Below are 26,719 nucleotides of genomic sequence, written 5' to 3' on the forward strand. Positions count from 1 at the left end.
AGGCTTTTTCGGTTTATGCCACCGGTTGTTGTTGGGTAATGCAGTGAATATTTCCGCCGCCCAGTAATATCTCTCGTCCCGGTAACTGTACGATGTCCCGCTCGGGGCATAGGCTGGAAATTATATTGGCGGCGATTTCATCCATTGGATCATTAAACGAGGGCATGATAATGCCCCCGTTCACCATCAGGAAGTTGATATAACTTGCTGCCATTCTTTCACCTGCCCGGCGGGGCCAGGCGTGAAATGCTCTGTCAATCCCGTCCACTTCATCTTCCGTCTGCACCAGGGGGCTGGGAAGCGGAACCTTGGTAACTTCCAGTTTACGGCCTTTGGCATCACGCTGACTCTCTAGATACTGTAATGCCGTCAGACTACGCTGGTATTGGGGATCTCTCTCGTCGTCAGTCCAGGCCAGAGCAATCTTTCCAGGTGCCACAAAGCAGGCCATATTATCAATATGCCCGTTGGTTTCATCGTTAAAGATACCTTCTGGAACCCATAGGACTTTTTCAACATTCAGATAAGTCTTAAGCCGGGCTTCAATCTCTATCTTGTTCAGATGTGGATTTCGGTTAGGATTGAGCAGACATTCTTCAGTTGTCAGAAGCATACCTTCTCCATCAACGTGGATGGCTCCTCCTTCCAACACGAAGCCGTCTGAGCGGTATCGTGCTATCCGCTCAATACTGCAGATCTTCTGAGCTACCTGGTCGTCTCTGTTCCAAGGCTGGTACAAACCTCCGGTTAACCCTCCCCAGGCATTGAATTCCCAGTCCACTCCCCTGAGTTCTCCTTTTCCGTTGATCAAAAAGGTGGGTCCGGTATCCCTGACCCAGGCATCGTTGTTGGAAATTTCCACGACTCTGACATGCTCACTCAAGCGGGCACTGGCATTCTCAAACTGATCCGCAGAAACGCCAACCGTAACCGGTTGAAAGCGGGCAATCGCCTCTGCCACTGCCAGATAGGCTTTCTGCGCAGGTTTCGCACCGAAGCGCCAATTATCCGGCCGCTCCGGCCACAACATCCAGGTTTGGGATTGAGCAGCCCATTCCGCGGGCATGTAAAAACCATCAGCACTGGGAGTGGAAGTGAGCGGTAAAGCCATTGATCAACGACCTCCGTCTTTGGTCATCAGAGGTTGGTAGAGATCCGGGCGGCGGTCTCTGAATACGCCCCAGGCATGGCGATTACTGGCGGTTTGATCCAGGTCGAAAGTATGGACCAGCACACCGGCGTCCTTGCGATCGAATTCCTTAACTTTCTGTCCGAACTCATTGGCAATAAAGGAAGAGCCGTAGAATTCAATAAACTGATCGCCCTCGGTTTCTCTGCCGGTGCGATTCGACGCGATAAGAGGTGTCAGGTTCGCCGCAGCGTGACCCTGCTGGGTCAGTTGCCAGTGGTCTCGGGAATCAATATCCGCATCCTGTGGCTCGGATCCAATAGCCGTTGGATAAAACAGAAGCTCAGCGCCCATCAGAGCCATAGATCTAGCGGTTTCCGGGAACCATTGATCCCAGCAGATGCCTACGCCAATACGGGCGTAAGCCGTATCCCAGACCTTAAAGCCGGTATCACCTGGCGTGAAATAGAACTTCTCTGAATAGCCTGGTCCGTCTGGAATATGGGTTTTGCGATAGATCCCCAGGTTGCTGCCGTCTGCATCGATAATGGCAACAGAGTTATAGTAGGCGTTGTTAGCGCGCTCATAGAAACTGATGGGCAACACCACCTTCAGCTCTGCAGCGATTTTCTGAAAATGAAGTATGGCCGGATTTTCTTCGGCCGGCGTGGCAAACTTCAGGTATTCTTCCTTTTGCTTCTGGCAAAAGTAGCAACGTTCAAACAGCTCCTGGAGCAGTATAATCTGTGCCCCTTTTGAGGCGGCTTCCCTGACCAGCTTTTCGCCATTGGCAATATTGGTTTCAACGTCCCAGCCACAGCTCATCTGGGTGGCGGCTACAGTGACATTTCTCATGGTGTCTCCTGAAAAACGCCCGCAAGCTAAAGGCCTACGGGGTTTGACTGATATGTGAATCGGTGGTGTGCGATTATATCAATAGACCTTTCAATTCCGTTATTGAAATCGATGAATTACAGATAAGGGAGCAACAAGCTGTATTCCAGCTCCGTAATCTGATGTTCAAACAGCCTGACTTCTGACCATTTGCAGAGACTGTAAATTCGCAGAAACTCCTCCCCGAACCATGTATTCATGCGATTATCGTTTTCCATGGCTCTCAGCGCATCTCTGGGATTGTCGGCCAGCGCCGGATGATCCTGTTCATAGGCGTTGTTTTCAACGGGGAGCGGTGGCTCGATCTTACTTATCAGACCTTCGCCAATGCCTGCAAGCACCACGGCAACAGCCAGATATGGGTTGGTATCGGCACCACTCATTCTGTGCTCTATTCGTGTTGCATTGATATCTCCGGAAGGGATTCTCAGTGCTGCTGTGCGGTTGTCATATCCCCAGGTTTTGCTGGTAGGGGCAAAAGCGCCCGGAGCCAGTCGCCGGTAGCTGTTGATGTTTGGACAGATCAGTGCCTGTACAGAATCCGCCATGTCCAGGAGTCCTCCCATAGCGTAACGCATGAGGGGGTGTTTCAATGGGTCATCGCAGGCCAGGACATTGTTACCGTCCTCGTCCAGCAGACTGACGTGTACATGGGTACCGCTGCCGGCCTCATCAATATGAGGTTTCGCCATGAAAGTGGCTTCCATTCCATGTTTTTTCGCAACCTGGCGGATTACACGTTTAAGCAGGACAGCATGATCAGCTGCCACTAACGGGTCGTTCACGTAGTTCAGGTTTACTTCAAACTGAGCGGGCGCATACTCAGCAATGACAGTATCCGCGGGAACATTCTGTGCGTGAGCGGTTTCCAGGACATCTCGGATAAAGAAGTCGTAATCATCCAGATCATCCATTGAATAGACTTGCTTGGATATCATTCGGCGGCCACTGACAGGAGATATCGGCGGCTGTAGTAAGCCATTCGCGTCCCGTTCTTTGTCTACCAGATAGAACTCCAGCTCCACCGCAACACCGACGGAATATCCCAGAGTTTTGAATTTTTCGATGACTCTGTTCAACACCTGTCTTGGATCTGCGGGAAATGGTTCCAATCCCTCTGCATCGTACATGCTGACCAGGGCCTGCGCTCGATCTTCCCCCTGCCATGGTACCAGGGAGAGTGTGCCGGGTACCGGACGGCAGATACGGTCCTGGTCTCCTTCCGCGGCACCAAGCCCGGTTTCTTCGACTGTCGTACCGGTAGCATCCAGCGCCATGACAGAACCGGGCAGGCAGAACCCCTGGCTGTACACTTTTTCCAATAGTTCTTTTTCTATTCGCTTTCCGCGAATAACCCCGTTCAGGTCACTGATCAATAACTCAACGGTTTGGACATCCGGGTATTGTTCTAGGAATGCCGAGACTTCTTCGATAGACATTTTGTTTTACTCATCAAATACAGACACTGTAGTCTGCGTTTTGTCGTGTTTGATTTGTGCTTCTCAATTCGGTGTCCTTGGGACTTTTTTAATCTAGCCCTCCCAGGCACAGGTACTTAATTTCCACGTATTCATCGATACCATATTTGCTGCCTTCGCGGCCCAGGCCAGACTCTTTCACTCCACCAAAGGGCGCAACCTCTGTGGAAATGATCCCTTCATTAATACCGACCATGCCGTACTCCAGGCTTTCGGCTACACGCCAGATCCGACCCATATCCTGGGTGTAAAAGTAGGCTGCCAGACCAAAAGGAGTATCGTTTGCCATGCGTATGGCGTCTTCTTCTGTCTTGAATCGAAACAGGGGAGCAACCGGACCGAAGATTTCCTCGTTGAATACTCGCATCTTGTCTGTGACATTGGTAAGTACAGTGGGCGCATAAAATAAACTGCCAATATCAGAGCGAGGGCCACCAGTCAGCACATTGGCGCCACTGGAAGTTGCGTCATCGACCAGCTCCGTGACTTTATTGATAGCAGCCTGATTTATCAGTGGTCCCTGTTCAGTGGATTCTTCGAGACCGTTGCCTATCGTCATTTTAGAGACCCGGTCAGCCAGGGCTTTGGCGAACTGATCGTAGATACCATCCTGAACCAGGAAGCGGTTGACGCAAACACAAGTCTGTCCGGTATTGCGGTATTTAGAAGCGATGGCTCCGGAAATGGCTGCATCGATATCTGCATCGTCAAAAACAATGAACGGGGCATTGCCTCCCAGCTCCATCGACGACTTCTTAACAGTGTCCGCTGCCTGTTTCAGGAGTTGTTTTCCGACGGGTGTTGAACCGGTAAACGACACCTTTTTGACCAGGGGATGCTGGGTCAGGACTGCGCCCACATCTTTTCCGTGGCTGGCTGTCACCACATTGAACACGCCTTTTGGAAGGCCTGCCTTTGCACCCAATTCAGCCAGTGCCAATGCCGTCAATGGTGTTGCTTCGGCAGGCTTGACGACCGCAGTACAGCCGGCAGCCAAAGCTGGTGCACACTTACGGGTAATCATGGCCAACGGGAAATTCCAGGGCGTAATAGCTGTGCTGACACCGATCGGTTGCTTGATCGCCATCACTTTCCTATCACCTTTGGGGGGCGGGATGATATCACCGTAAACCCGCTTCGCTTCCTCGGCAAACCATTCTACGAAGGACGCACCGTAAACGACTTCTCCCATGCTTTCATTAATGGGTTTGCCGCACTCCATCGTCATCATCCTGGCGAGCTCGGCCTGGTGTTCCATTATCAGGTCAAACCATTTCTTCAATATAACGGAGCGTTCTTTGGCGGTCTTTTTGCTCCAGGGGCCGAAAGCACGATGGGCGGCCTCGACGGCAAGCGTGGCATCATCAGCGCTACAATCGGCTACGTTGGCCAATACCTCACCTGTGGCTGGATTAACGATCTGGTAGGTTTTCTGTGTGGATGGCGTCGTCCAGGCACCATCTATATAGGCCTGTTCGCGAATTTGAACACTCGACACGATTTTCCTCCCTTGCCCGGAGATTTGCCGACGGTATCCGGTGCAAAAAATTTTGTGTTATTGGAGCCTAGCTAAACCGATTCTGCGTAAATTCTCAAGTGTTTGTGAATAAAATATTTAACAGATTATGGAAATATAGGGTGTTAATGGCCTATTTGTGTACGAAATATTTTACAAAAGGGCAATTCGATGTATTGTGTTAATTATTCTTTATGGTAATGTTGTAAAAAATAAACACTCAATTTAATAAAGCTGATCTCGGCAGTTCGCCAGGATCGCTGGAATAAGAAAGTCGTATATGTCTCGCAAATCAAAACCGCTAGTAGGTGTCGTCAGCGATCTTAAGACTGTACCTCCGCATCCATTTCATATGGCCGGAGATAAGTATCTGACCGCATTAGTCCAGGCATCTGATGTGGTTCCCGTCATTCTTCCTGCACTGACCGAATGGGTTGATGTCGCAGACTGGCTAGAACACCTGCAGGGAGTTTTTCTTCCTGGTGGTTACTCCATGGTTCATCCTTCTCTTTATCAGCAGCAACCTTCCAGTAATGCAAAAGAACAGGCCTATGACAGACAGCGGGATTCTCTGAGTCTTGCTGTCATTAAAGCCGTTCTGGACCGGGAGTTACCATTGTTTGGCGTCTGTCGGGGATTTCAGGAAATGAACGTGGCCGCAGGTGGCACTTTATTGCAAACCATCCATACTGTTGAAGGTTTGGATGACCATCGCGAGAACAAAGATCAGACACTGGCAGAGCAATATTCAGCGGCCCATGAGGTTGCCCTGAGCGCTGGTGGTGAACTGGAGCGGATATTGGGTGTATCCAGTATCCGGGTCAACTCTTTACACACCCAAGGGGTCGCGCAACTGGGTCGCCATCTGGCGGTAGAGGCGACGGCCGCTGACGGATTAATCGAAGCTTTCCGCGTGGAAGGTGTCAGATTTGGCCTTGGGGTGCAGTGGCACCCTGAATGGCAAGTGATGCAAAACCCCCAACAACGACAACTTTTTGAGGCATTCGGTGATGCGTGCAGAGCGTGACAATCGAATGGATAAAAATGGAAAAGCTAGCGAAATGGCTTAAAGACAGACGTATCACTGAAGTGGAATGTATTACCACAGACCAGACCGGTATTGCCCGCGGTAAAATCATGCCCACCAATAAATTTATCGCGGAGCGGGGGATACGCCTGCCGGAAAGTGTTCTCTTGCAAACGGCTACCGGTGATTATCCGGATGATGAAGCTTACTACAACATTCTCGATCCAAAAGATATCGACATGTTGCTACGCCCGGATGAGAAGGCGGCTTTTATGGTGCCCTGGGCTCTTGAGCCTACGGCGGTTGTCATTCACGATTGCTACGATGTGGACAGCAACCTTATTACACTGTCTCCTCGGGCAGTTTTGAAGCGGGTGCTTGCTTTATATGCTGACAAAGGCTGGAGACCAATAGTGGCTCCAGAAGTGGAGTTCTATCTGACGCAGCGCTGTACTGATCCCGATTTACCGTTAGAGCCACCTGTAGGACGGTCCGGCCGTAAAGAAAGTGGACGCCAGTCTTTCAGTATCGATGCGGCTAACGAATATGATCCGATCATCGAAGATATTTATGACTGGTGCGAAGCCCAGGAACTGGATATCGATACCTTGATTCACGAGGAAGGCACGGCGCAGATGGAGTTTAATTTCCGTCACGGTGATGCCCTTGCGTTGGCGGATCAGGTCTTTATATTCAAGCGTACCGTGCGAGAAGCCGCATTGAAACATAATATCGGCGCGACATTTATGGCCAAACCGATAACCGGCGAACCCGGCAGTTCTATGCACATTCACCAATCTCTGGTTGATGATAAATCCGGGAAGAACCTGTTTTCCAACGAAGACGGCAGCGCGTCGGAACTGTTTTTGAACTACATTGGTGGCTTACAGAAGTATATCCCGCTGATGATGCCAATGTTCGCTCCTAACGTGAACAGTTACCGCCGATACTTGCCGGGGGCTGACGGCAATGCACCGGTCAATATTGAATGGGGAGAAGAGAACCGTACCGTTGGTCTGCGGGTGCCGAGTTCACCACCCGAGGCTCGCAGGGTGGAAAACCGGCTGCCTGGTGCGGACACCAATCCTTACCTGTCTCTTGCTGCCAACCTGGCTGCAGGCTATTTGGGGATGGTTGAAAAGCTGACCCCGCGTCCAGAGGTATCTGGCCGTCGTGGTGAAGAAGCTGATCCGGATCTGCCTTTTAACCTTGAAGCCGCTCTGGTCACGATGAGCGAAGCTGAAAATATCCGTGACATATTCGGCGACCGTTTTGTTGACGGGTTTATCGCGACCCGTTGGGCTGAATATGAAGGCTTTAAGCGGGTCATCAGTTCCTGGGAACGGGAGTATTTGTTGGCAACAGTTTGATAGGTACCCGGCTGCTAAAGACGGGTGAAAACTGATCACTAAAATAACATAAACGTCAGTAATAGAGGTTGATATGATCCCTGAGGAAACAACCCGAGAATGGCAACAACAGGATGCACAACACCACTTGCATCCTTTTTCAGACAGTGGTGCTTTGGCAGAGGAGGGCAGCCGAATCATCACCCGGGCACATGGTGTACATGTCTGGGATAGTGAGGGTCGACAGTACCTTGATGCCTTTGCCGGACTCTGGTGTGTCAATCTGGGGTATGGACGTCAGGAGCTGGTAGATGCTGCTACCCGTCAGATGCAGGAACTGCCTTATTACAACCTTTTCTTTAAAACCTCCAATCCACCAGTCGTTGCGCTTTCCAAAGCATTGGCTGAAATTGCTCCCCCTCATATAAACCACACCTTCTTTACCGGCTCCGGCAGTGAGTCCAATGATACGGTGCTGCGTATGGTGCGCAGGTACTGGGATTTGAAGGGGCAGCCTTCCCGGAAAACCATTATCGGGCGTGAGAACGGCTATCACGGGTCCACCGTTGCGGGGGCCAGCCTGGGTGGCATGAAACCGATGCATGAGCAGGGCGATCTGCCTATCCCAGGTATCGAACATATTTGCCAGCCCTATTGGTATGGCGAAGGCGGCGACATGACACCGGCAGAGTTTGGGCTGCATGCGGCAAAAGCTCTGGAAGAAAAAATTCTGGAAGTTGGTGCGAAAAATGTTGCTGCTTTTATCGCAGAACCTATTCAGGGAGCCGGGGGGATTATCATTCCGCCAGACACCTACTGGCCGGAAATTCAGAGAATCGTCAAGCAATACGATCTGCTGCTCATTGTCGATGAAGTGATCTGTGGATTTGGCCGTACCGGAGAATGGTTTGGCTCAGACTATTTTGGACTGGAGCCGGACTTCATGCCGATTGCCAAGGGATTGTCTTCCGGATACCTTCCGATTGGTGGGGTGATGGTGTCGGATCGTGTTGCTGATGTGTTCAAAGCAGAAGGCAAAGACTTCTTTCACGGGTTTACCTATTCCGGACATCCTGTGTGTGCGGCAGTGGCATTGGAAAACCTCCGCATTTTGCGTGAGGAGAGAATCGTCGAGAAGGTGAAACACGAAACGGCACCTTATCTGCAGGAAAAATGGCAATCGTTGTCAGACCATCCCCTGGTAGGAGAAGCCCGTGGGGTGGGGATGCTGGCAGCGATCGAACTGGTTAAGAATAAAAAGACCCGAACCCGATACTTCAGTGAAGATTCATCTGAGGGTACCGGTAAAGTGGGCACAATCTGTCGGGATGAAGCGCTGAAAATTGGGCTCATTCTGCGTGCAACAGGGGATACCATGCTGGTGTCACCACCGTTGGTCATTGAAAAGGACGAGATAGATGAACTGGTGCGTCTGACGCGAAAAGCGCTGGACGCCACTCTGGTGCATCTTTCATAGTAATCAGTGTTTGAAATAGCAATCCCTGATTGAATAAGTAAGATGTGAACCCGGTACAGACCCTATAAGCTCAGGCGTTAGACCTGAGAGCAGTGCGGACAAACTCGGAGGAGTGCAAAACCCTTATGAAAAAGCTCAATAAACCTATCGCTGTCACAGCTCTTTTTACAGCAATGACCATCGGCTTTACGGCAGAAGCTCGTGAAGTTCGTGTCTATAACTGGTCGGACTATATTGCTGAAGACACCCTGGCTAACTTTGAAAAAGAAACCGGCATTAAGGTGGTGTATGACGTTTTCGACTCCAATGAAGTACTGGAAGCCAAGGTTCTGTCCGGGCAGTCCGGTTATGATGTCGTTGTGCCGACCAGTGATTATATGGCCCGTCATATAAAAGCGGGAGCTTATCAGAAGCTGGATAAGTCCAAGCTGCCGAACTGGAAAAACCTGGATCAGGATCTGCTGAAGAGCCTGAATAACTATGATGATGGTAATCAGCATGGTGTGCCTTATCAGTGGGGAACCACCGGGGTGGGCTATAATGTCGCCAAAGTCCAAGAAGCTTTGGGAGAGGATGCTGAATCACTCATCGGAAGCTGGGACATGGTTTTCAAACCTGAGAACCTTAAGAAGTTGAATTCCTGCGGCGTGGCTATCCTGGATTCTGCCAGTGAGGTGTTGCCTCTGGTGCTGCAATATCTAGGGCTTGATCCCAACAGTCTGAAAGCCTCGGATTATGACAAAGCGGAAGAGCTGATGCTGAGCATTCGCCCTTATGTCACCTATTTCCACAGCTCACGTTATATTTCCGATCTCGCCAATGGTGATATCTGTGTTGCGATAGGCTGGTCAGGTGATGTGTTCCAGGCGGCGGCACGGGCTGAAGAAGCAGAAAATGGTGTCGAAGTGGCTTACTTCATTCCGAAAGAAGGCACCGCCATGTGGTCTGACATGATGAATATCCCCAAAGATGCCAAGAATGTTGAAGAAGCCCATATCTTTATCAACTATATTCTGGATCCCAAGGTGTCTGCGAACATTACCAACTATGTCTGGTACGGTAGCCCTAACAAGGCGGCACGGGAATTTATTGACGAGGAAATCCTGGCAGACCCGGGCATCTTTCCTCCAGAAGGCACTGAGCTTTTCACCTTTGCCGTTCTTCCCAACAAGATTGAAAGGCTGATGAGCCGTACTTGGACCAAGATCAAGTCTGGTCAATAAACCTCCACTTTCAAGCGAATAATGACCAGGACTGACCGCGGAGGCTGTTGCCTCCGCTGGTATTGCTTCGGGTATCAATAACGACACAGTATATACATTTATGGGGAGTTCTGATGGCCATCGCAGCAGGTGCCCGCAAGAATCAAAAGGTGAATGAGGCAGAGCATGAAACACTGCTGAGTATTCGCAATATCACCAAGTACTATGATGAAGCTCTTGCGGTAGACAATGTATCCCTGGATATTCGCAAAGGCGAAATCTTTGCTCTACTTGGTGCCTCCGGTTCAGGGAAATCAACGTTGCTGAGAATGCTCGCGGGTTTCGAACAACCTACTCAGGGTCATATCCTGCTTGATGGTGTCGATATTACTCGTCTTCCGCCCTATCAACGCACGATTAACATGATGTTCCAGTCATATGCGTTGTTCCCTCACATGACAGTGGAACAGAATCTGGCGTTCGGATTGAAACAGGATAAGCTGCCGAAGGACGAAATCAGAGAAAGGGTTGAGCGGATGCTGAAGCTGGTGCATATGGAGAAGTATGCACGTCGTAAACCTCATCAGCTTTCGGGTGGTCAGCGCCAGCGTGTTGCTCTTGCCCGGAGCCTGGCTAAACAGCCGAAATTGCTGTTACTGGATGAGCCAATGGGTGCACTCGACAAAAAACTACGCACGGAAATGCAGTTGGAGGTTGTCGATATTTTGGAAAATGTTGGCGTGACCTGTGTCATGGTGACCCATGATCAGGAAGAAGCCATGACCATGGCGGATCGGATCGCCATCATGGATGAGGGGTATATCCAGCAGGTTGGCTCTCCCGTGGATGTGTACGAGAGTCCCACCAGTCGAATGGTGGCTGAATTCATCGGTTCAGTGAACATCTTTGAGGGCACCATCCGGGATGATGAGGAAGATCATATGACCTTGAATTGCCCGGATCTGGATGCGCTGATCTACATTGGACACGGCGTCAGTAGCGGGATAGATGAGCGTAGTATGTTGTTTGCCCTGCGCCCTGAGAAAACGGTCATGACGGTGGAAAAGCCTGATCAGGAGTTTAACTGGTCGGAAGGCAAGGTCCATGATATCGCTTATTTGGGTGGGCATACTGTCTATTATGTGGAGCTACCAAGCGGCAAGATCATCCAGTGTTTTCTGGCAAACACCGTTCGCCGGGCGGAACGCCCAACCTGGGAAGATTCTGTCTATATCCATTGGGCCGTCGACAGCGGTGTTGTATTACGCTCATAACGAAACGGTGCCTTCGATATGAATAAAGTGGATTTGTCACGTATGTTGCCGGGTGGAAAGCGCTGGATTATCGGCGGACCTTATCTGTGGTTGCTCATATTCTTCCTGTTGCCTTTTATTTTTGTTCTCAAGATTTCCTTTGCCGAGGCTGAGCTTGCCATTCCTCCCTACTCGTCCATGTTTGATTGGACCGAGGAAGCGCTGAATATTAAGGTAAGTTTTGCCAATTACATCTGGCTGACAGGGGACGAGCTCTATGTCGTTGCCTACTGGAATTCAATCAAAATGGCGTTCTTTTCGACGCTGTTCTGTCTCTTGCTCGGTTACCCCATGGCATACGCTATTGCCAAGGCCCCCCCTCATCTTCAGACCACTTGGCTGCTTTTGGTATTGTTACCGAGCTGGACATCATTTCTGATCCGGGTATATGCATGGATGGGGTTGTTGAAGAATAACGGTATCATCAATGGTGTCCTGATGTGGGCAGGTATTACTGACGAGCCTATCCAGATGTTGAACACCAATTTTGCCGTGTATGTCGGCATTGTGTATTCATACCTGCCATTCATGGTATTGCCGTTGTACGCCAACCTGGTGAAGCATGACGCAACGCTGATCGAGGCAGCCTATGACCTGGGTGCCCGAAAGTGGGGCAGTTTTTTCAAGATTACGTTGCCACTGTCCAAAAATGGCATTATTGCCGGTTCTATGCTGGTGTTTATCCCGGTTGTGGGGGAATACGTCATTCCTGAACTGCTGGGCGGAACTGAAAGTATCATGATCGGTAAAGTGTTGTGGCAGGAGTTCTTCAATAACCGCGATTGGCCGGTCGCCTCTGCACTGGCAACCATTATGATCGGAATACTGATCATACCTATCGCCTTGTTCCACCGATATCAGAACAAGGAGAGTCAATCATGATCGATTCAACTGCTGCAGGGAAACGTATCAGCCTGAGCAACGGGATCTTCTGGCTTGGCATATTCTTTCTGTACGCGCCAATGCTGGTGCTGATCGTTTATTCGTTCAACGAATCTCGTCTGGTTACTGTCTGGTCCGGTTGGTCAGTGAAATGGTATGCGGAGTTGTTCAATGATCAGCAACTGATGAGTGCGGTACTTCGTTCACTGGAAATTGCCTTTTACTCTGCGTCTGCTGCGGTGGTATTGGGGCTGCTGGCATCCATTGTGATCGTCAGGTTTCATCGGTTCCGGGGCAGAACGCTGTTTTCGGGGATGATTACGGCGCCATTGGTAATGCCGGACGTAATTATCGGTCTGTCGATGTTGCTACTTTTTGTGGCGATGGCTCAGTTTGTTGGCTGGCCGGCGGAGAGAGGTTTGTTAACCGTATGGATTGCCCATACGACCTTCTGTCTGGCCTATTCGACGGTCGTGATCAGCTCCCGGTTACGAGAAATGGATCAAAGCCTTGAAGAAGCCGCACTGGATTTAGGGGCAACGCCCGTTCGAGCCTTTTTAAAGGTTACTTTGCCAATTATTTCTCCAGCCGTTTTGTCTGCATGGTTGCTGTCTTTTACCTTATCTCTTGACGATGTCGTTATTGCCAGTTTTGTGACTGGACCTGGTGCAACCACATTGCCCATTGAAGTTTTTTCATCGGTCAGATTGGGCGTAACCCCCAAAATCAATGCGTTGGCGACCATTATCATTGCTCTGGTGTCATTAGCGGCATTTGGCAGTTGGTATTTCACCAAAAAACTGGAACAGAGTCGGCAGATGCATTAAGCGACGGCACTACTTTCTCAGAGGCTTCCTGGCTTTTCGTCGACTCCATTGGTTTGAATACACTGGCTACTAGGGGAAAATCAAATGTTTGAAAGTTCGTCCTAAACAAATTAACAGTTTCTCGAAGGGGCATCACTTGAGAAATTGTTAGACTTGGTGCAAATACGGGTTTTCAAACCTTGTTATGGAGACTACAGTTGTCAGGTTCTGTTCACCTTAAGCTGTCAAAAGGGAATACATGTCTCCAGCCCCCCTGAAATCGTCCATTCTTGGCATCGTTGCTCCTCTTATCAGCCTGGTGGCCTATTCTGTAGGTCATGGGCTGCTTAGCACTCTTGTATCTGTCCGGCTTTCTGCCGAATCTGTATCCCCTCAGTGGATAGGGTTGGTTACTGCAGCCTATTTTGCCGGTTTGATTGCCGGAACCTTTGTTAATACCAAGGTTATTCTGGGGGTTGGCCATATCAGGGCATATGCCGCTTACGCCTCAATTGTTGCCAGTACCACCTTGCTTTTCGGGTTGGCGGTGTATCCTGAATTCTGGTTTGTATTGAGATTGATTGGCGGTTTTGCGGCGGGGGGACTCTTTGTTGTCATTGAGTCCTGGTTGATGGTATCCACTTCGGCTCGAATCAGAGGGCAGGTTCTGGCTATTTATATGGTATTGACCTTTGGCGCCATGGCCGGAGGGCAGATCATACTGAAATGGGTCGATATCATGACATTGATACCGTTTACCCTGGTTGCTCTGGCTGCATCTTTATCAGTCATTCCTCTCTCGCTGTTGAAGACACAAATGCCACAGCTGGAGGATCATGGCAGGCTACCCTTTTTGAAGCTGTTCAGGATGACTCCCGCCGGTGTCATGGGGAGCTTCTGCAGCGGACTATTGCTCGGTGTGGTTTACGGTCTGATGCCTTTGTTTTTCTCCTCTGTGGGCTATGGTGTCGGTGATACCGCTAATATGATGGCAGTGGTCATTATCGGCGGTATGTGTCTGCAGTATCCTCTTGGGCGGATGTCTGACAGGTATGACAGGCGTATGGTGATTGCATTGCTGTTTGGTATGACCATGGTGCTGTCCACTGTTTTTGTCTGGATGCAGGCAATCGATAACCGGTTAATGACAGGCGTATTCATGTTCCTGTTCGGTGGAGTAATGTTCTCCATTTATCCGATCAGTCTGAGTCATGCCTGTGACGAACTACCTCCCGAGCAGGTGATCAATGGGAATCAGGGAGCATTACTCAGTTATAGCGTGGGTGCCGTGGTCGGGCCCCTCTTAGCGCCCTGGTTTATTTCCATTCGTGGGCCGATGGGAATGTTTGTCTATTTTACGACGGTATCCGCGCTGATTGTGGTCTACCTGTTATGGCGCAGAAGTGTCAGAAAACCAGTACCGATTGAAGCTCACAACACCTATACGGCAACAGTACCTACTTCTCCATTAATCGCTGAAATGGACCCAAGGGGGGATCCGGATACGGAAACTTTGGTAGGAGAACACGATGAAGTGAGTGGATCCGGCGGAAACGATACTGAAGAACACAGGAATGATAAGCCTAAAGAGCCGTTAGAAGCTGAAGAAAAGGGGCGTGACTGACCGAAGGTATCGGATCGTAAGTCAGTGTAGGGTTTGCGAGTAAATGAAGGAAAGAATAAAGCCATAGTGCCGTAATCGGCACCATGGCGATTGTTATACCAGGTCTGATTTAGTCTTGTTCACCGAACATCGAGTTCAACAGCCCCAGCAAGGGGAAAGAGGCAAAGAGGCCAAGCGTCATCATCGCTTTCAAACCTTCCATTGGGCTGAAGTCACTTTGATCGCCTTTGGTGGCGTTCAGGTCCTGCTGTGTGACTTCTCTCAGGCTCAGGCCATCAAGCACCATCCAGCCTTCGCCATTGCTGTTCTCATAGAGGTTCAGGCCGTCGCCAGTAAAGGTGTCCATTAGATAACCGGCCTTCCCTTGTTCGATCGTCATGTCACCAATTTTATTCTGATCCAGCCCGTCAACCACGATGGAGTCATTGCCATTGGTGATGGTAAGTTTGCTGGAAACGGTCATGTTCTCGTTTCCTTTCCAGGGGGTGGTGTTGATGGTAATCTTAGTGCCGCCTTCTAGATTCAGAGAGATGGTGCCCCAGAAGTCCATATCGGTTTTGCCATCGCCATCCACATCGAAATGTGGGTCGCCCCAAATCCTGGATTTTTCTCCGGTTTCTTTGTTGGTAATCCAGATTTCCGAGCTTTTTTCATTCAAGTTCAGCACGTGGGTGCCAAGATCGATCTCTGCTTTACTGCCATTTTGCTCAACTGACCAGTTATTCCCCTGGACAGGACCTGGAAAAGGAGGACAACCGCAGTCTGGTTCCTGTGCAGATTGCAGCGCATCATAGATGGCGTGAGCTTCACAATGACTGATTTTACCGTTACATGTGGCCATGCTGACCATGGTCATCAATTCCTGGCGCTCCGAGGCATCGAGCTTCGACAAATCTGCGTTCTGGAATGCACCGGATAATGCGTCACGGGCAAAACTCGGCTGGCAGCTATCCAGCATACCTTCTATACGATTGGCGAATATTGTATCCGGATTAGGAAAGCAGCCTCCGGTAGGGGGAGCTGGGAAGCAACCTCCTGCCATGATACCCATAAAGCAATTCACAAGCGGATTCCCCTGAGTCTTATTGCAGTCAATGTGGGGGAAAGGCCAGAAACTTTTAATACAATCCTTGCCGCTCTCATCAAATTCGCCAATCAGGTCCAGCATAGCCCTGGCTTCTGAGCCGGTCAGTTGGGCGTCACCAGTAAATGATTTCAGCGTCGTCAAAAGAGTGCTGCGTTCCTTAACTGAGAGACTACCGCTGTCCATAGCACTTAAAGCCCATTCTACCACACTGGCATTCCAGCCATGGGTATTGTCCAACGCCTTGTCGACAGCTTTTTCAAAGCCTGCTGGTGTTCTGGCGCCTTGTTCTATAGAAGAGCTCCAGGGATTGAAGTCCTGGCCTGATCTGAAATTAAATAGCTGGCAAATCGGATGATCTTCACCAAAAGATTTAATCATTTGCGACAGTGTGTTGGCATCCTGACGGCTAATATGGCTGTCGCCAGCCATTTCTTTGAGTGCGGTAAGAATTGCCGTACGTTCTGTCTTGGAAAGGGAACTTAAATCTACAGATTGCAGCGCACCCATAACGGTAGATTTGTTCATGCCAACGGTATCTTGGATGATACCTTTGAACTCGTTGGTAAACTGCCTGTTGGCAATTCCTTCTCCCAGATTATGAATCAGTGATCCTAACATTGGGTTTTTCTCCTGTTCTAACTAGACCTGCATACCTAAATGAAAAGCTCTGTTGAATCTCCGATGACAACAGCAAATAAGAATCGAGCGGAGCTTCAGTAATTCCACCCTGAATCGACTTTCATTCCTATCGGTGTGTCCCCTAGCTAGGGTTCACCCTGATAACAAACCAGGCTGTCATGATTATTTTCCTTCCCTGGGGTTGGCACTAGCTGGGGGCAGACCTGATAGAAGAAAGCCGAACCTCCGGGCACACTGCAGTTACCAAATAATGCCGGGTGGATATAGCGTTACTGATGACTCCATAAGCCGTTTTATGTCCGAATTGGTGTATAGCGGATATATAAAAATGTCGTGGGCATCAGTTAAGGATCTTGTCCTCCCAAAATTCTGTTGATAGATGAGGGGATTCGAATGGACGGAGCAGGTGGCGTAGGCGGAAACGATGGTGGTCATGGTGGCGGTGTAGGCGGAAATGATGGTGGAGTAGGAAACGCAGGTGGTATGGGCGCAGCTGGAGCAGCTGGAGCAGCTGGAGCAGCTGGAGCAGCAGGCGTCGGGGCGGATACCACTACCAACGACGCGGCGAGTGAGGCTGCAGAAGCAGCGGCTGCGGCAGCGAATACTGCATCGAGCGTTGCAGCAGCGGTTCAGGATGCGATAGATACCGTAACAGATGCAATTGGCAAGACTGCGGCTGCTATTGGCGATGCCGTTGCTGAGGCAGTGACTGGTCTGACGGGTAACGAGGCGCTTGGAGAAGCCATTGGAAGTGTCGTGGAGACTGTGGCCAAAGCAGCGATGATGGGAGTTCTAACCGGAACGCCGGTGGGCTCTGTCTCTGCTCTGGGCAAAGCCGTCATGGGGCAGGTCGCCATGGATATGGCTCTAGGGTTTTCCATGGATGCGATTGATGACCTAGGGCTTTCGAAAGAAATGACCGACTTGGCCAAGATGGGAGTTCAGATTGGCTTTGGTAAGCAGATTGATGCTTATGACGCCACGACTGAAGCCATGGAAACTCTTGGCAAAACCATGGGAGTACCGGAGCTTGGTAATTTCGCCCGTGATATGGATGCCCTGAAAGAAACGGCTATCAGTGAAGCGAAAGACAATTTTGGTCAGCCTAGCGGGTGAACAGGCTGGAAATATTGCTGGAAAAGCTGTTGAAAGTGTATTCGATGGCGAGCGCCCGGATGTTGTTGGGCTGGTGACAGATGCTGTCAGAAATCACGGCTATTGCGGACTTTGAACTACGCGAAGATGTAGATGGAGTTTTTGGAGTGGTTGATGGTTCAATGCTTTTATTTAATTTGGTAATAACCTTGGTTGCTTCGTGAGTAAGAAACCGTCATATTCACAACGCTGCGCATGCTGGTTGTATTCTTGCCCTTCCTGACTTTTCCCACTGAAGCAGTGTTTTATTTTCTACTACTGTGCCATCCTCCATGTCGATAAAGCGGTTAGTCTTAACTGGTGATTGAAGTAAAGCTGAAGATACGGGTTTACCAAACCAATAAATTCCTGAATAGGCACAAATAGGTTGTGGAAGGGTTAGTTTCTTGTCCTTTCGTTTTAACCGAAAAACTTCTTTGGTTTCACCCTGGCTGAGATCCACTGTGGGAATATCGTTTCTGACGATATAAATAGTCGGACATGTCCCGTGTGCAGAACCTCCTGACATGTCATCGCTGACATGGTGGCGTAGGGCGATGAATTTGCCATCGGGTGACCAGCTAGGTGAACCCTGAGAAGCAAATTCTGCATCCGTCAGTTGCCTCATATTTCTCCCATCAAGGTTGCTAGTGTAGATATGATACTCGCTTTCGTCAGCATTGTTTGCTAACACAAACGCTAACTGTTTTCCGTTACGACTGATATTAATGGAGGAGACTAACTTACCGGGAAATTGTTTTATTAATGACGGAGCTTCAGACGTTCGCGGCTTGGCTGAAAATATGCTGTCATTTTCTGTAATAAACAGACTGCTATCACTATGCCATGTATATCCTTTAATTTGATTGATGCCATCAGATGCATATGTCTGGATGATATTGCCATTACGGTTAAATATGGGAACGCGATCTGGCTTACTGCCGTAGTATTGCTGTAATACGGCGATTAACTCTCCGTCCGGTGAAATTTCCGCTTTGCCGGAAAGCGTTATCTTATCAACGACCTTTGAGAGAATATCTCCTTGTCTGTCTATGATAACGAGTCTGCTTTTATCAATGCCGTCATCCATGGTGACAGCGAATTCTTGTCCGTCAAAGGAGGGGGTTATAGTCCAAAAATCGCCATCGGCATCACTCCAAAGAGTTCGCGCAATTCCGGATTCTAGGTCTAGTTCATAATATTTATCGGCCGCACTGTAGTACAAGTAACCCTCTAAACCGTTGTTGTACCCAATGGTGTCTTTTTCAGAGGTATAGGATGATCCTGATTCACCGCAGGCAGTAAGTTGAATTGTAATCAAGAAGGAAATAGTGAGAAATTGGTAGCGGAGTAGTTTGGGAAACATATTTAGTATCATTGCCTACATTAGATTAATTCGTACGCGGCATAGAAATTAGTGGTTAGTCTGAATAGACTTTTTTATACAGTGTCTATGCGTTAATTAATATTGGAATTTTCCCTATATTTGGCGTGTCTGGAAGGAGCGATAAAAGAGGTCTTTCTGTGCTTTTTCTAGGGTAATCCCTAGGTGGATCGTCAATGCAATTAGTTAATAATATCTCGAGTAAGAGCGTCGCAGTTGCAGAAAGATGCGAGGCAACACTCGGGGCAACCCTAGCTGGGGAACGCACCAGCTGGTTTCTGAAATGACCATCTCTAAAATCGAAATTGTGAGTCCAACAGCTTTCGACACTATCACTACCGTTGGATGCTGGATTTAACAAAATTGATTAAGGAGAAATACAATGGGTTTTGGAATCGGTGGTTTTGATCTTTCAAGTGTAGCTAGCATGGCAATGAATGTTGCCAGCCTGTCTAATCCAGCGATGTTTGCTGCGCGTTGTTGTGGCGGTGGCCTTTTGCAGGCTGGTGAAGCGGTCATTCAGAATCTGGGCGAGATGATGGGGCTTCCGCAGCACTCAATCGACTTCGCGCAAGGTCTGTTTAATCAGGCTTTTGGTAATACTGCAGGAGCTGCCTCAAATTTCCAGGAGGCCTACCAAGGTCTATTGGAGTCTCTGTCTCCAACAGATGCGGCACGTGTCCAGGGGCAAATTGGAGATGCCGCGCAAGGCGCCGCAGAGGAAATCCAGAATGGCGGTGATTTCAGTGACTTGGTAGGTCGCCAGATCCAGGAAGAAGGAACCTCTGGTTGTGAAGGTGGTAAAGGGAAAGGAAACTTCTTGCAAGCACTTGCGAAAGCGCTGGGTACTGTGCTTGGAGAGAAAGCTGAAAAAATGATGGACTCTTTAGAGAAGCTCGAAGGTGCTGAGGAAGGTAAAGAGTTCAGTCAGGCGCAGGCTGAATTCTCTGCTGATTCACAAACGTTCAGCATGATGTCTAACCTCACCAATACAGTGATTAAGACAATAGGTGAAGCCTTGAATACTGCTGCCCGGAAACAATAGTCTCTATTGTGCGAGGTGCCAAAAGCCGGGATGTTGTCATCTCGGCTTTTGGCATTTCACATTGCGGCAATGTGGAGAATGGGTGGCGACGGATTACTAAAAGGGAGTATTGAAATGGTGGGGGATTTTTTAGTTGGCAAAACCCTTTTCTACATCAAAGTCATATTGTTGAGTTGTTTGGCGGTAGTTATATCGGCATGTGGTGGAGGCGGTGGCGGCAGCACTAGTAGTAATGAAGGCGACGACACCAGTGGAGGAGATAAAACAGGTCTTGAGGGAACACTTATCTTTGAGAAAGTTGTCAATAAGATTCATCAATATGACTTGGCAGCTAATAAAAATAAGTCTGTTTTAGATTTGGATGGTGCAATTGGTGTAGATAAGTCGGAAAACTTGCTGCTAGTGAATGATGATTTCCAAACTGTCGGCTCAGCAATCGATTTTCGCGTGATAGTGTAAACCGTTGATCAGAGTGGAAACGTTATTTCCACCTTTACCAAACCAGGTAGTATCACTCTGGAGAGAGATCCGAAGGTGTCTCCCGATGGCAGTGTGATCGCTTTGTACTATGAGCCTGAAGAGTTAGGTATCCCGGCTCTTGTCCTGGTAAAAAGAAATGGAGATACACTCCGCTATTATGAAGACCCAGGCTCAGATATAAGAAGCTTTGATTGGTCTCCAAACGGTGTTTTGTACATAGGTGAAGATGACGCAATTTATCAAGTGGACTTTCATGTGGGTCCTGAAAAGCAGTTACTGAGGAAGTTCACTGGTAGTCATGTCTGGGATACATTGTCGGTGAGTCCTGATGGTCTACAGGTCGTATTTAGTATGAGTCAAGGGGAATTTTCCAGAGGTAATGGAGATTATGATTTATTTATTATGGACGCTGATGGAAGCAATCTCCGATTGATGATTGATCATGCAGAGGATGACATCCATGGAGCTGCCTGGTCTCCAGACGGGAATTATCTGGCGATTACCCGAGGAATAGATGTACATGATGCAATCCAGCCCTGTCGTGGGGCTTTATATGTCATAAAAGCGACTGCGACTAATCTTACTTTGGATGAAGGTAGCGCGGAAGTTACCTCGCTTGTCGATAAATATGGGGAAACATTTTGTTCCAACCCGGCTTCTGTGCCTATTTGGACAGGTTGGTGAATCTATATCCGATCAATAGGTACATTAAGCTAGGGGGCATGTTAGAGGATCTCATAGGCGGAAATAATTCTCGCAGACAGCTGCAAAGAATGCACTGGATATGGGGTTAACTTTTTACTGCTGGATATCAGTGAGGACGGCTTCGTCGCTAAAACTGATGCGATCAGAAACTTGCTTGAGTCAATGCAGTAACAGGATAAATGATCGTAAGGCAGGCTCTCAATGTTCGTCAGTCAATGTAGCAGATGGTTGGTTTTCGTCATTCTTTTTGGCATGACGGCAGCCTGCAGTGGCTCCTCTGGCAGCCGGTCCGAATATGGTTGTGATCGTTCAGCTTTTCATTGTGGGCATGTCGGCAAGCTGTACTATGAAACCTCTGATGGAATTAGGGGGACCCGCGATGGGTTCAGTCAGATGATATTGGAGTCTGGGCGAGTCACTAATATTGAGGAGGCAGGGATTTCTGCCTCGGTTTCTGCAGATGCGAAGTATTTTGTCGGTGTATTTGATAGCTCCTCTGATCGATCCCATGAGGTTATCAGAGGCTTTGACCTAGGTGGAAATAAACTGTGGCAATATCCCATCGAGAAGTTGGTATGGGGTCGTCCCAAGCTATCTCCCGATCATAAACTACTGGCCTTTACCTACAAGCCCATTTACCACACTAAAGTGGGAGCTGCGCTGATTGTGACTGATAAACAGGGGAATCTTGTCAGCCAGTACCCTGAAACAGAGAATGGAAGAATAGTCAGTTGGGAGTGGTTGCCGGATGGCAGGCTTTTGTACGCCAAGGGCGATTCAATATTTTTGGTTACTGACATCGTTAAAGGACAGGCGGAAGTGCTGGCTGAGTTTCGCGGAGATACACCAAACTTTCTGGCTGTCAGCCCTGATGGCTCGCGACTCGCATTTTCCCTCGGAGACTTTAAAAGTACTCATTATGCAAAGACTCATTTGTATGTCATGGATCTGGCATCGAAGTCTTACCAACAGGTCACAACCTCCTCCAAGAATGAAGATGGATTTACCTGGTCTCCTGACGGAAAGTTTATTGCTTTGAGGCACAGGATTTTTTATCAATCATCTCGTTGCCCGGACCTGATTATTGTGCCTGCCGATGCACGAGAACTGAACCTTAATAATGAAGGTTTAAAGGAGAAGCTGACGGTCAAAGTGAAAATTGATGGTGATCTACTTGGAGCCTGTCCACGCACAGTACCTGAATGGCGTTGATATGGTTTATTCCCAATCCCGCCGGAATCTTCCGTTTACGACTTAGCACAGACAGGTTTGCAGGCCCATTTATGTATAGCCCCCAGCGATTATTGAAAATAGTTTTGATAGCTTGCCTGTTAACAATTTTAACTTCTTGTGGAAGCGACGATATGGGCCTGTCATCTAACCGTGAAAAAGGTCTCCAAGGGACTTTGTTCTTCGAGAAGGTAGTAGATGATTTTCGTCAATTTAGCTTTTCCTCAAATACTCAAGGGCCTGCTATTGAGTTGGATGGTCTCGTCGGAGTAGACGAGGAGGAGAATATACTGTTCGTAAAGCAGAGAACTGAGATTACTGGAGCTGCAATTAACTTCTTTATCGATGTTTATACGCTCGATCGGAACGGCAAGAAACTCTCTGTATTCTCTAAGCCAGGGAGCTACACATTGGAAAGAAATCCACGGGTTTCTCCCGATGGCAGTGTTATCGCCCTATATTATGAAATAGAAGGTGGAAATGCCGCTCTCGCGTTGTTAAAACGAGACGGGACCCTACTTCGTTCGTACGATTCTTCAGATGGCCCGATTCGAAGCTTTGACCTGACCTCAGATGGAAAGCTGATCATTGGTCAGGGTGACTCAATATATCAGGTGGATTTTAAGGTTGGCATCACAAAGCAATTGCTTCGTCGTTTCCCTGGAAGCGATATATGGGACACATTGTCTGTCAGCCCTGATGGCAGTCAAATTGTCTTTAGCATGAGCCAAAAGGGTCTAACTCGAGGTCGTGGAGACTTTGATCTATATTCAATGAATATAGATGGGACTGGTCTGCGAACCCTTGTGGACAACGAATCCGATGATATCCATGGCGCAGCATGGTCTCCAGATGGAAAATATCTGGCGATTACTCGAGGTATCGATGTGCATGATGCAATTCAACCTTGTCGTGGGGCTTTATATATCATAAATGCAACGGCTTCCAATCTGACTTTGGAAGAGAGCAGTACTGATGTCACTTCTCTTGTCGACGAATATGGAAAATTATTCTGCTCCAATCCCGCTGAAACTCCTATCTGGACAAACTGGTAAATTATTATCAGTTAGGGGAACCTGCAGTTGCTCGGGTATTCCCTATCTAGGGTCCACGCCAATAGCAAATTTAGCCTTCTTTGAGATGATTGTAGGGTGAACTAGGGGGCTCTCTATTTCCCCTGTTTGCGGTTAAACAATCTCATAAGAGGAAAGAAACTATGAATATTGGTGGACTAATTGGTGGCGCTGGCGGCGGCGGATTGGGCGGTATACTCGGAGGCGGAGGCCTTGGGGGAATTCTGGGTGGTGGAGAGGGGGCTGGCGGACTACTCTCAACTATTGGTGGAATTGTCGGTGGCATGTTTGGCGGTCCCATCGGGTCTATGCTCGGGCAACTGGCGGGAGATATTCTGGGAAAAGTGCTGGATGAAGGTATGCAGGAAAATGGTAACTTCACCCAGCAGATGCAAAATGAGGTGCATTCTCAGTTTGGAACCAGCCCGCAGAATGACACTTCCCTGGACGAACTTCTGGATGCAGCGTCCAACATTCTCAGCGCTACCGATTTCAGTCGCTTATCGCGGGATATTGAGACCTTGCAAACTGAGGTTAATGTCTCTCTGAATGCTTTCGCTGCTGCCCGTTAGTATTTTTAGCCAGAGATAGCCTATATGCAGGTTCTGATTCTCCCTGTCATAGCCTGCCGGGTACTTCTCTCTTCTATGTATATCTGCAGGAAAAGAGAGGTACCTTAACCAGCTCAGAGCATCTCAAGGTACAACTTTCATATAGGTAAATGAGAGAAGTCTGTGTGGTTACGAGGATACAATTGGTATTTCTGTATCGATAGGGTTTCCCCCAGATTATTTTTAAAAAATAGCAAGTTAACCTATATGAAATTCATAGATGGGAAACGAGAATAGGGAAGTTTATATAATGAATACCGAACTTTTTTACGTATTAAAGCCGGCGATATTAGTCGTTACAATTATTTCGCTTGTTGGCTGCGTGAATGGCGAGTCTGTTACTAAAAGAGAGTATTCAAAAACCATTGATAAGTCGATTACCGCCGATTTTATGTATGGTGAGTACCCACAACTATCCTCCTGCTTTACTGAAGACAAATCCTCATTAAAGAAATCTTTGGATCAGGCTCTCGACAATTGCCGTCAGAATCAGCTGGCAAAGATTTCCGACAATGAGATGCTTTCGGTAGCATCTCAACAGAACTTCACCAAGCGTGTTACGAAATGTGGATTGTTTGATTATCTGGCAAAACATCAGGATACCTACAAAGGTAAACAGGATGGCAGCTGTTCTCTGGTATCGCGTATGTATCGGAATATCACTCAGAAAAATGTCGATGTCTTTTAATCGCCGCAAACTAAATCGATCAAGGCAAATAGTCGTTGCAGATGGTGTGGACACTCCCTTGCTTTCCAGGCTGGACCTGACTGATAGCCAGGTATGCCTGATCGGGAAAGATGATCTATGTGATATCAGTGAAACCAAAGCTGGACTATCTGACAAGCACTGTATCGTTAACTATTCACAGGGGCATGTCTGGGTCAAATCAATGGCTGAGGCGTACCTGGAGGGAAATCTCCTTCCAGTTGACAAAAGTTGTCTGTGGCGAATTGGGCAAAGACTGACTGTGGGCAATATGCAGCTTATTCTGCAGGTTCCAGTATCACACTGGGAAAAAATCACCAATACAGCATCCCGTTATTTTGATGTGCTGAATTTTTACCGACAGGCTGAAAGAAGGTGGTTGGTATTAGTTGCGATCATCTTGTTGGTGGTTACCACACTATATAGCTGGCTTTCTGCAACGAAGGAATCCCTGGACGCATTGGTGTTGTCTGAACAGGTCAGTACTTTGGATGATCAATTAATTCCTGGTGATCAGAGCGGCGCACATATGCTGAAAGTCGCAAAAGATGTTGCTGAGGTTTTCCGTCTGTCGGGCATGCCTGTTTCTACATCCGTAGCGGCACCTGGAGAGATTTTGGTTCGAGGTGATTTTGCTGATCAGGCAGGTCTGAGAAAAGTCATTTATTCATCTTCAATGAGAGAAGTGTCGGGACTGAGTAAAATACTGGTGGAGAGTTATCAAGCCCTTGGAAAACAACCTGACAATTCACCATACAGCTATATAGATTATATTGTCGAAGGCCTGGATAACTATATTGTCGCCAATGATGGTTCTCGGTTTTATCTCGGATCAGTGTTACCGGGAGGAGAAAGGTTAGTGGGCTTGGAGCAGGAAAGCATTGTTGTCGAGCATCTGGGAGTGTCGGCGGAAATTCCAAAGCAACAATTCACGGTCGTTAAAAGCAGTCAGCCGAATCAGTTGGCCGGGGCAACAAACAATACTGCTGAACCTGGAGACTATGCGGCCTATATCCAGGAAGCAGTTCGGCTGTATGAGGTTCCTGAATCAATTATCAGGGCCGTCATTCAAGTTGAGTCTGGTTATGATCCTCAGGCGATCTCACATGCCGGAGCTATAGGGCTTATGCAGTTAATGCCGGATACAGCCAACTCCCTTGGTGTGCAAAACCCGTTTGACCCCCAGCAGAATATTCTTGGCGGCTCTAAACACTTAAAAGATCTCCTGGGCCGCTATGATAATAACCTTACCCTGGCACTTGCTGCCTACAATGCTGGAGAAGGGGCTGTAAATCGATATAGAGGGGTTCCACCCTATTCAGAGACTCAAGACTATGTTGCGAAAGTACAGCGATTGGTCGGATTCTATGATCAGGAAAAAGACCCTAGCTTATCCAACTGATGAGGCTGGACTGTGGCTGATTCCCAGACTTTTTTGAAGTAATGCCAATGCGGCTTGGTCGGTCGAATGGTGCTGGCCTTGGTAATCTTTATAAGTCTGAATACTCATATGGAGTTGTTCCTGTTTTAAACGTTGTCCATATACAGTGACAGATTCAATCAGTTCCAGAGATAGGTGTTCCTCTGGTGCAGCAAGATAAAGCTTTTCCAATTGATCGGTTGTCATTTCAACCGCTGCTTGATTGAACAGCAAACTTCGGTTTTGAGCACCCATTTGCCCAATCCCTCTCATCAAATTACGAAGCAAATCTGTTGCGGTAGATGGACCTCGCTTTTTGCGTTGTCGTCGTAATGCTTTATTGAGCGGTCCTTGTGTCAGTCGATCAAGAATTCGCAGTAAGTCTGATTGGGCAATATTAAAAAAAGCAGGGTTTAATAATCCGTCGCGAGTGAGCAGACCCTGGATATCTAACTGTTGAGCCGCTGCGGCTATGGTTATTTGTTGCAAAGAGGCAGCGACTGATCCA

The 26,719-nt window shown here is 48.4% G+C and carries 25 protein-coding genes; 18 read left to right on the forward strand and 7 right to left on the reverse strand.

Going from position 1 to position 26,719, the window contains the following annotated elements; all coding sequences use genetic code 11:
• Positions 1 to 13: 13 nt before the first annotated feature.
• The 4 genes from aguA to F566_RS0130655 all read right to left on the reverse strand — a co-directional run bounded on the left by aguA (position 14) and on the right by F566_RS0130655 (position 4,999).
• Positions 14 to 1,111: an agmatine deiminase gene (gene aguA, locus F566_RS0130640; RefSeq protein WP_020410888.1), complete on the reverse strand. Its 1,098-nt coding sequence runs from the start codon at positions 1,109 to 1,111 to the stop codon at positions 14 to 16.
• A gap of 3 nt (positions 1,112 to 1,114) precedes the next feature.
• Complete coding sequence (gene aguB, locus F566_RS0130645) at positions 1,115 to 1,984, reverse strand: N-carbamoylputrescine amidase (RefSeq protein ID WP_020410889.1); 870 nt, start codon at positions 1,982 to 1,984, stop codon at positions 1,115 to 1,117.
• A 116-nt stretch (positions 1,985 to 2,100) separates the two neighbouring features.
• A complete protein-coding gene (locus F566_RS0130650) occupies positions 2,101 to 3,462 on the reverse strand; it encodes a glutamine synthetase family protein (RefSeq protein ID WP_020410890.1) in 1,362 nt (453 codons plus the stop codon).
• Between the two features lie 88 nt (positions 3,463 to 3,550).
• Positions 3,551 to 4,999, reverse strand: a complete 1,449-nt coding sequence (locus tag F566_RS0130655) for an NAD-dependent succinate-semialdehyde dehydrogenase (RefSeq protein ID WP_020410891.1) — start codon at positions 4,997 to 4,999, stop codon at positions 3,551 to 3,553.
• Positions 5,000 to 5,297: 298 nt separating this feature from the next.
• Here F566_RS0130655 and F566_RS0130660 point away from each other — a divergent pair, with 298 nt between their 5' ends.
• The 8 genes from F566_RS0130660 (at position 5,298) to F566_RS0130695 (ending at position 14,697) form a co-directional block, all read left to right on the forward strand.
• Positions 5,298 to 6,044, forward strand: a complete 747-nt coding sequence (locus F566_RS0130660; RefSeq protein ID WP_020410892.1) for a gamma-glutamyl-gamma-aminobutyrate hydrolase family protein — start codon at positions 5,298 to 5,300, stop codon at positions 6,042 to 6,044.
• A gap of 17 nt (positions 6,045 to 6,061) precedes the next feature.
• Positions 6,062 to 7,414, forward strand: a complete 1,353-nt coding sequence (locus F566_RS0130665) for a glutamine synthetase family protein (RefSeq protein WP_020410893.1) — start codon at positions 6,062 to 6,064, stop codon at positions 7,412 to 7,414.
• Between the two features lie 73 nt (positions 7,415 to 7,487).
• Complete coding sequence (locus F566_RS0130670) at positions 7,488 to 8,870, forward strand: aspartate aminotransferase family protein (protein WP_020410894.1); 1,383 nt, start codon at positions 7,488 to 7,490, stop codon at positions 8,868 to 8,870.
• Between the two features lie 125 nt (positions 8,871 to 8,995).
• Positions 8,996 to 10,093, forward strand: a complete 1,098-nt coding sequence (locus F566_RS0130675; RefSeq protein WP_020410895.1) for a polyamine ABC transporter substrate-binding protein — start codon at positions 8,996 to 8,998, stop codon at positions 10,091 to 10,093.
• A gap of 113 nt (positions 10,094 to 10,206) precedes the next feature.
• Positions 10,207 to 11,346, forward strand: coding sequence for a polyamine ABC transporter ATP-binding protein (gene potA, locus F566_RS0130680; RefSeq protein WP_020410896.1), 1,140 nt, complete (start codon positions 10,207 to 10,209; stop codon positions 11,344 to 11,346).
• Between the two features lie 18 nt (positions 11,347 to 11,364).
• Positions 11,365 to 12,267 carry an ABC transporter permease subunit gene (locus F566_RS0130685; protein ID WP_020410897.1) on the forward strand — a complete coding sequence of 301 codons (903 nt, stop codon included), beginning with the start codon at positions 11,365 to 11,367 and terminating at the stop codon, positions 12,265 to 12,267.
• The gene (locus F566_RS0130690) at positions 12,264 to 13,094 is read left to right on the forward strand and encodes an ABC transporter permease subunit (RefSeq protein WP_020410898.1); all 831 of its coding nucleotides are present in this window, start codon (positions 12,264 to 12,266) and stop codon (positions 13,092 to 13,094) included. Before F566_RS0130685 ends, F566_RS0130690 begins: the two co-directional genes overlap by 4 nt.
• A gap of 238 nt (positions 13,095 to 13,332) precedes the next feature.
• The gene (locus F566_RS0130695) at positions 13,333 to 14,697 is read left to right on the forward strand and encodes an MFS transporter (RefSeq protein ID WP_020410899.1); all 1,365 of its coding nucleotides are present in this window, start codon (positions 13,333 to 13,335) and stop codon (positions 14,695 to 14,697) included.
• 109 nt (positions 14,698 to 14,806) lie between these two features.
• On the opposite strand, the gene F566_RS35945 is transcribed toward F566_RS0130695, so the two are convergent.
• Positions 14,807 to 16,402, reverse strand: coding sequence for a DUF1521 domain-containing protein (locus F566_RS35945; protein WP_020410900.1), 1,596 nt, complete (start codon positions 16,400 to 16,402; stop codon positions 14,807 to 14,809).
• Positions 16,403 to 16,816: 414 nt separating this feature from the next.
• Between F566_RS35945 and F566_RS0130705 the strand changes: the two genes are divergently transcribed.
• On the forward strand, positions 16,817 to 17,539 hold the full coding sequence (locus F566_RS0130705; protein ID WP_020410901.1) for a hypothetical protein: 723 nt from the start codon (positions 16,817 to 16,819) through the stop codon (positions 17,537 to 17,539).
• Positions 17,520 to 17,654, forward strand: a complete 135-nt coding sequence (locus tag F566_RS38010) for a hypothetical protein (protein WP_281169131.1) — start codon at positions 17,520 to 17,522, stop codon at positions 17,652 to 17,654. The genes F566_RS0130705 and F566_RS38010 overlap by 20 nt, the downstream gene beginning before the upstream one ends.
• Before the next feature lie 105 nt (positions 17,655 to 17,759).
• Here F566_RS38010 and F566_RS0130715 read toward each other — a convergent pair whose 3' ends face one another.
• Complete coding sequence (locus tag F566_RS0130715) at positions 17,760 to 18,923, reverse strand: TolB family protein (RefSeq protein ID WP_020410903.1); 1,164 nt, start codon at positions 18,921 to 18,923, stop codon at positions 17,760 to 17,762.
• A gap of 400 nt (positions 18,924 to 19,323) precedes the next feature.
• On the opposite strand from F566_RS0130715, the gene F566_RS0130720 reads away from it, so the two are divergent.
• From F566_RS0130720 to F566_RS37455, 8 genes are all read left to right on the forward strand, one after another.
• The gene (locus F566_RS0130720; RefSeq protein WP_020410904.1) at positions 19,324 to 19,986 is read left to right on the forward strand and encodes a cyclin family protein; all 663 of its coding nucleotides are present in this window, start codon (positions 19,324 to 19,326) and stop codon (positions 19,984 to 19,986) included.
• Between the two features lie 78 nt (positions 19,987 to 20,064).
• A complete protein-coding gene (locus tag F566_RS0130725) occupies positions 20,065 to 20,445 on the forward strand; it encodes a hypothetical protein (protein WP_026180440.1) in 381 nt (126 codons plus the stop codon).
• 75 nt (positions 20,446 to 20,520) lie between these two features.
• Positions 20,521 to 21,150, forward strand: a complete 630-nt coding sequence (locus F566_RS0130730; RefSeq protein ID WP_020410906.1) for a TolB family protein — start codon at positions 20,521 to 20,523, stop codon at positions 21,148 to 21,150.
• 222 nt (positions 21,151 to 21,372) lie between these two features.
• Positions 21,373 to 22,383 (forward strand): TolB family protein, encoded by a 1,011-nt coding sequence (locus F566_RS0130735; protein ID WP_020410907.1) that lies wholly within the window; start codon positions 21,373 to 21,375, stop codon positions 22,381 to 22,383.
• Between the two features lie 152 nt (positions 22,384 to 22,535).
• Positions 22,536 to 23,456 (forward strand): TolB family protein, encoded by a 921-nt coding sequence (locus F566_RS0130740; RefSeq protein ID WP_020410908.1) that lies wholly within the window; start codon positions 22,536 to 22,538, stop codon positions 23,454 to 23,456.
• A gap of 161 nt (positions 23,457 to 23,617) precedes the next feature.
• Positions 23,618 to 24,046 carry a hypothetical protein gene (locus F566_RS34595; RefSeq protein WP_020410909.1) on the forward strand — a complete coding sequence of 143 codons (429 nt, stop codon included), beginning with the start codon at positions 23,618 to 23,620 and terminating at the stop codon, positions 24,044 to 24,046.
• A 289-nt stretch (positions 24,047 to 24,335) separates the two neighbouring features.
• Positions 24,336 to 24,773: a hypothetical protein gene (locus F566_RS0130750; RefSeq protein WP_026180441.1), complete on the forward strand. Its 438-nt coding sequence runs from the start codon at positions 24,336 to 24,338 to the stop codon at positions 24,771 to 24,773.
• The gene (locus tag F566_RS37455; RefSeq protein WP_020410911.1) at positions 24,763 to 26,193 is read left to right on the forward strand and encodes a transglycosylase SLT domain-containing protein; all 1,431 of its coding nucleotides are present in this window, start codon (positions 24,763 to 24,765) and stop codon (positions 26,191 to 26,193) included. The genes F566_RS0130750 and F566_RS37455 overlap by 11 nt, the downstream gene beginning before the upstream one ends.
• Here F566_RS37455 and F566_RS0130760 read toward each other — a convergent pair.
• The gene (locus F566_RS0130760) at positions 26,182 to 26,700 is read right to left on the reverse strand and encodes a hypothetical protein (protein ID WP_157497230.1); all 519 of its coding nucleotides are present in this window, start codon (positions 26,698 to 26,700) and stop codon (positions 26,182 to 26,184) included. The genes F566_RS37455 and F566_RS0130760 overlap by 12 nt on opposite strands.
• Positions 26,701 to 26,719 lie beyond the last annotated feature (19 nt).

This window comes from Hahella ganghwensis DSM 17046 (assembly GCF_000376785.1).
GTDB lineage: Bacteria > Pseudomonadota > Gammaproteobacteria > Pseudomonadales > Oleiphilaceae > Hahella > Hahella ganghwensis.

What these genes read in the sequence shown, in the direction of transcription:
- aguA (WP_020410888.1), bottom strand. Translation starts at nt 1,111, where the DNA reads ATGGCTTTACCGCTCACTTCCACTCCCAGTGCTGATGGTTTTTACATG.
- aguB (WP_020410889.1), bottom strand. Translation starts at nt 1,984, where the DNA reads ATGAGAAATGTCACTGTAGCCGCCACCCAGATGAGCTGTGGCTGGGAC.
- F566_RS0130650 (WP_020410890.1), bottom strand. Translation starts at nt 3,462, where the DNA reads ATGTCTATCGAAGAAGTCTCGGCATTCCTAGAACAATACCCGGATGTC.
- F566_RS0130660 (WP_020410892.1), top strand. Translation starts at nt 5,298, where the DNA reads ATGTCTCGCAAATCAAAACCGCTAGTAGGTGTCGTCAGCGATCTTAAG.
- F566_RS0130665 (WP_020410893.1), top strand. Translation starts at nt 6,062, where the DNA reads ATGGAAAAGCTAGCGAAATGGCTTAAAGACAGACGTATCACTGAAGTG.
- F566_RS0130670 (WP_020410894.1), top strand. Translation starts at nt 7,488, where the DNA reads ATGATCCCTGAGGAAACAACCCGAGAATGGCAACAACAGGATGCACAA.
- F566_RS0130675 (WP_020410895.1), top strand. Translation starts at nt 8,996, where the DNA reads ATGAAAAAGCTCAATAAACCTATCGCTGTCACAGCTCTTTTTACAGCA.
- potA (WP_020410896.1), top strand. Translation starts at nt 10,207, where the DNA reads ATGGCCATCGCAGCAGGTGCCCGCAAGAATCAAAAGGTGAATGAGGCA.
- F566_RS0130685 (WP_020410897.1), top strand. Translation starts at nt 11,365, where the DNA reads ATGAATAAAGTGGATTTGTCACGTATGTTGCCGGGTGGAAAGCGCTGG.
- F566_RS0130690 (WP_020410898.1), top strand. Translation starts at nt 12,264, where the DNA reads ATGATCGATTCAACTGCTGCAGGGAAACGTATCAGCCTGAGCAACGGG.
- F566_RS0130695 (WP_020410899.1), top strand. Translation starts at nt 13,333, where the DNA reads ATGTCTCCAGCCCCCCTGAAATCGTCCATTCTTGGCATCGTTGCTCCT.
- F566_RS35945 (WP_020410900.1), bottom strand. Translation starts at nt 16,402, where the DNA reads ATGTTAGGATCACTGATTCATAATCTGGGAGAAGGAATTGCCAACAGG.
- F566_RS0130705 (WP_020410901.1), top strand. Translation starts at nt 16,817, where the DNA reads ATGGACGGAGCAGGTGGCGTAGGCGGAAACGATGGTGGTCATGGTGGC.
- F566_RS0130715 (WP_020410903.1), bottom strand. Translation starts at nt 18,923, where the DNA reads ATGTTTCCCAAACTACTCCGCTACCAATTTCTCACTATTTCCTTCTTG.
- F566_RS0130720 (WP_020410904.1), top strand. Translation starts at nt 19,324, where the DNA reads ATGGGTTTTGGAATCGGTGGTTTTGATCTTTCAAGTGTAGCTAGCATG.
- F566_RS0130725 (WP_026180440.1), top strand. Translation starts at nt 20,065, where the DNA reads ATGGGTGGCGACGGATTACTAAAAGGGAGTATTGAAATGGTGGGGGAT.
- F566_RS0130735 (WP_020410907.1), top strand. Translation starts at nt 21,373, where the DNA reads ATGTTCGTCAGTCAATGTAGCAGATGGTTGGTTTTCGTCATTCTTTTT.
- F566_RS0130740 (WP_020410908.1), top strand. Translation starts at nt 22,536, where the DNA reads ATGGGCCTGTCATCTAACCGTGAAAAAGGTCTCCAAGGGACTTTGTTC.
- F566_RS34595 (WP_020410909.1), top strand. Translation starts at nt 23,618, where the DNA reads ATGAATATTGGTGGACTAATTGGTGGCGCTGGCGGCGGCGGATTGGGC.
- F566_RS0130750 (WP_026180441.1), top strand. Translation starts at nt 24,336, where the DNA reads ATGAATACCGAACTTTTTTACGTATTAAAGCCGGCGATATTAGTCGTT.
- F566_RS37455 (WP_020410911.1), top strand. Translation starts at nt 24,763, where the DNA reads ATGTCTTTTAATCGCCGCAAACTAAATCGATCAAGGCAAATAGTCGTT.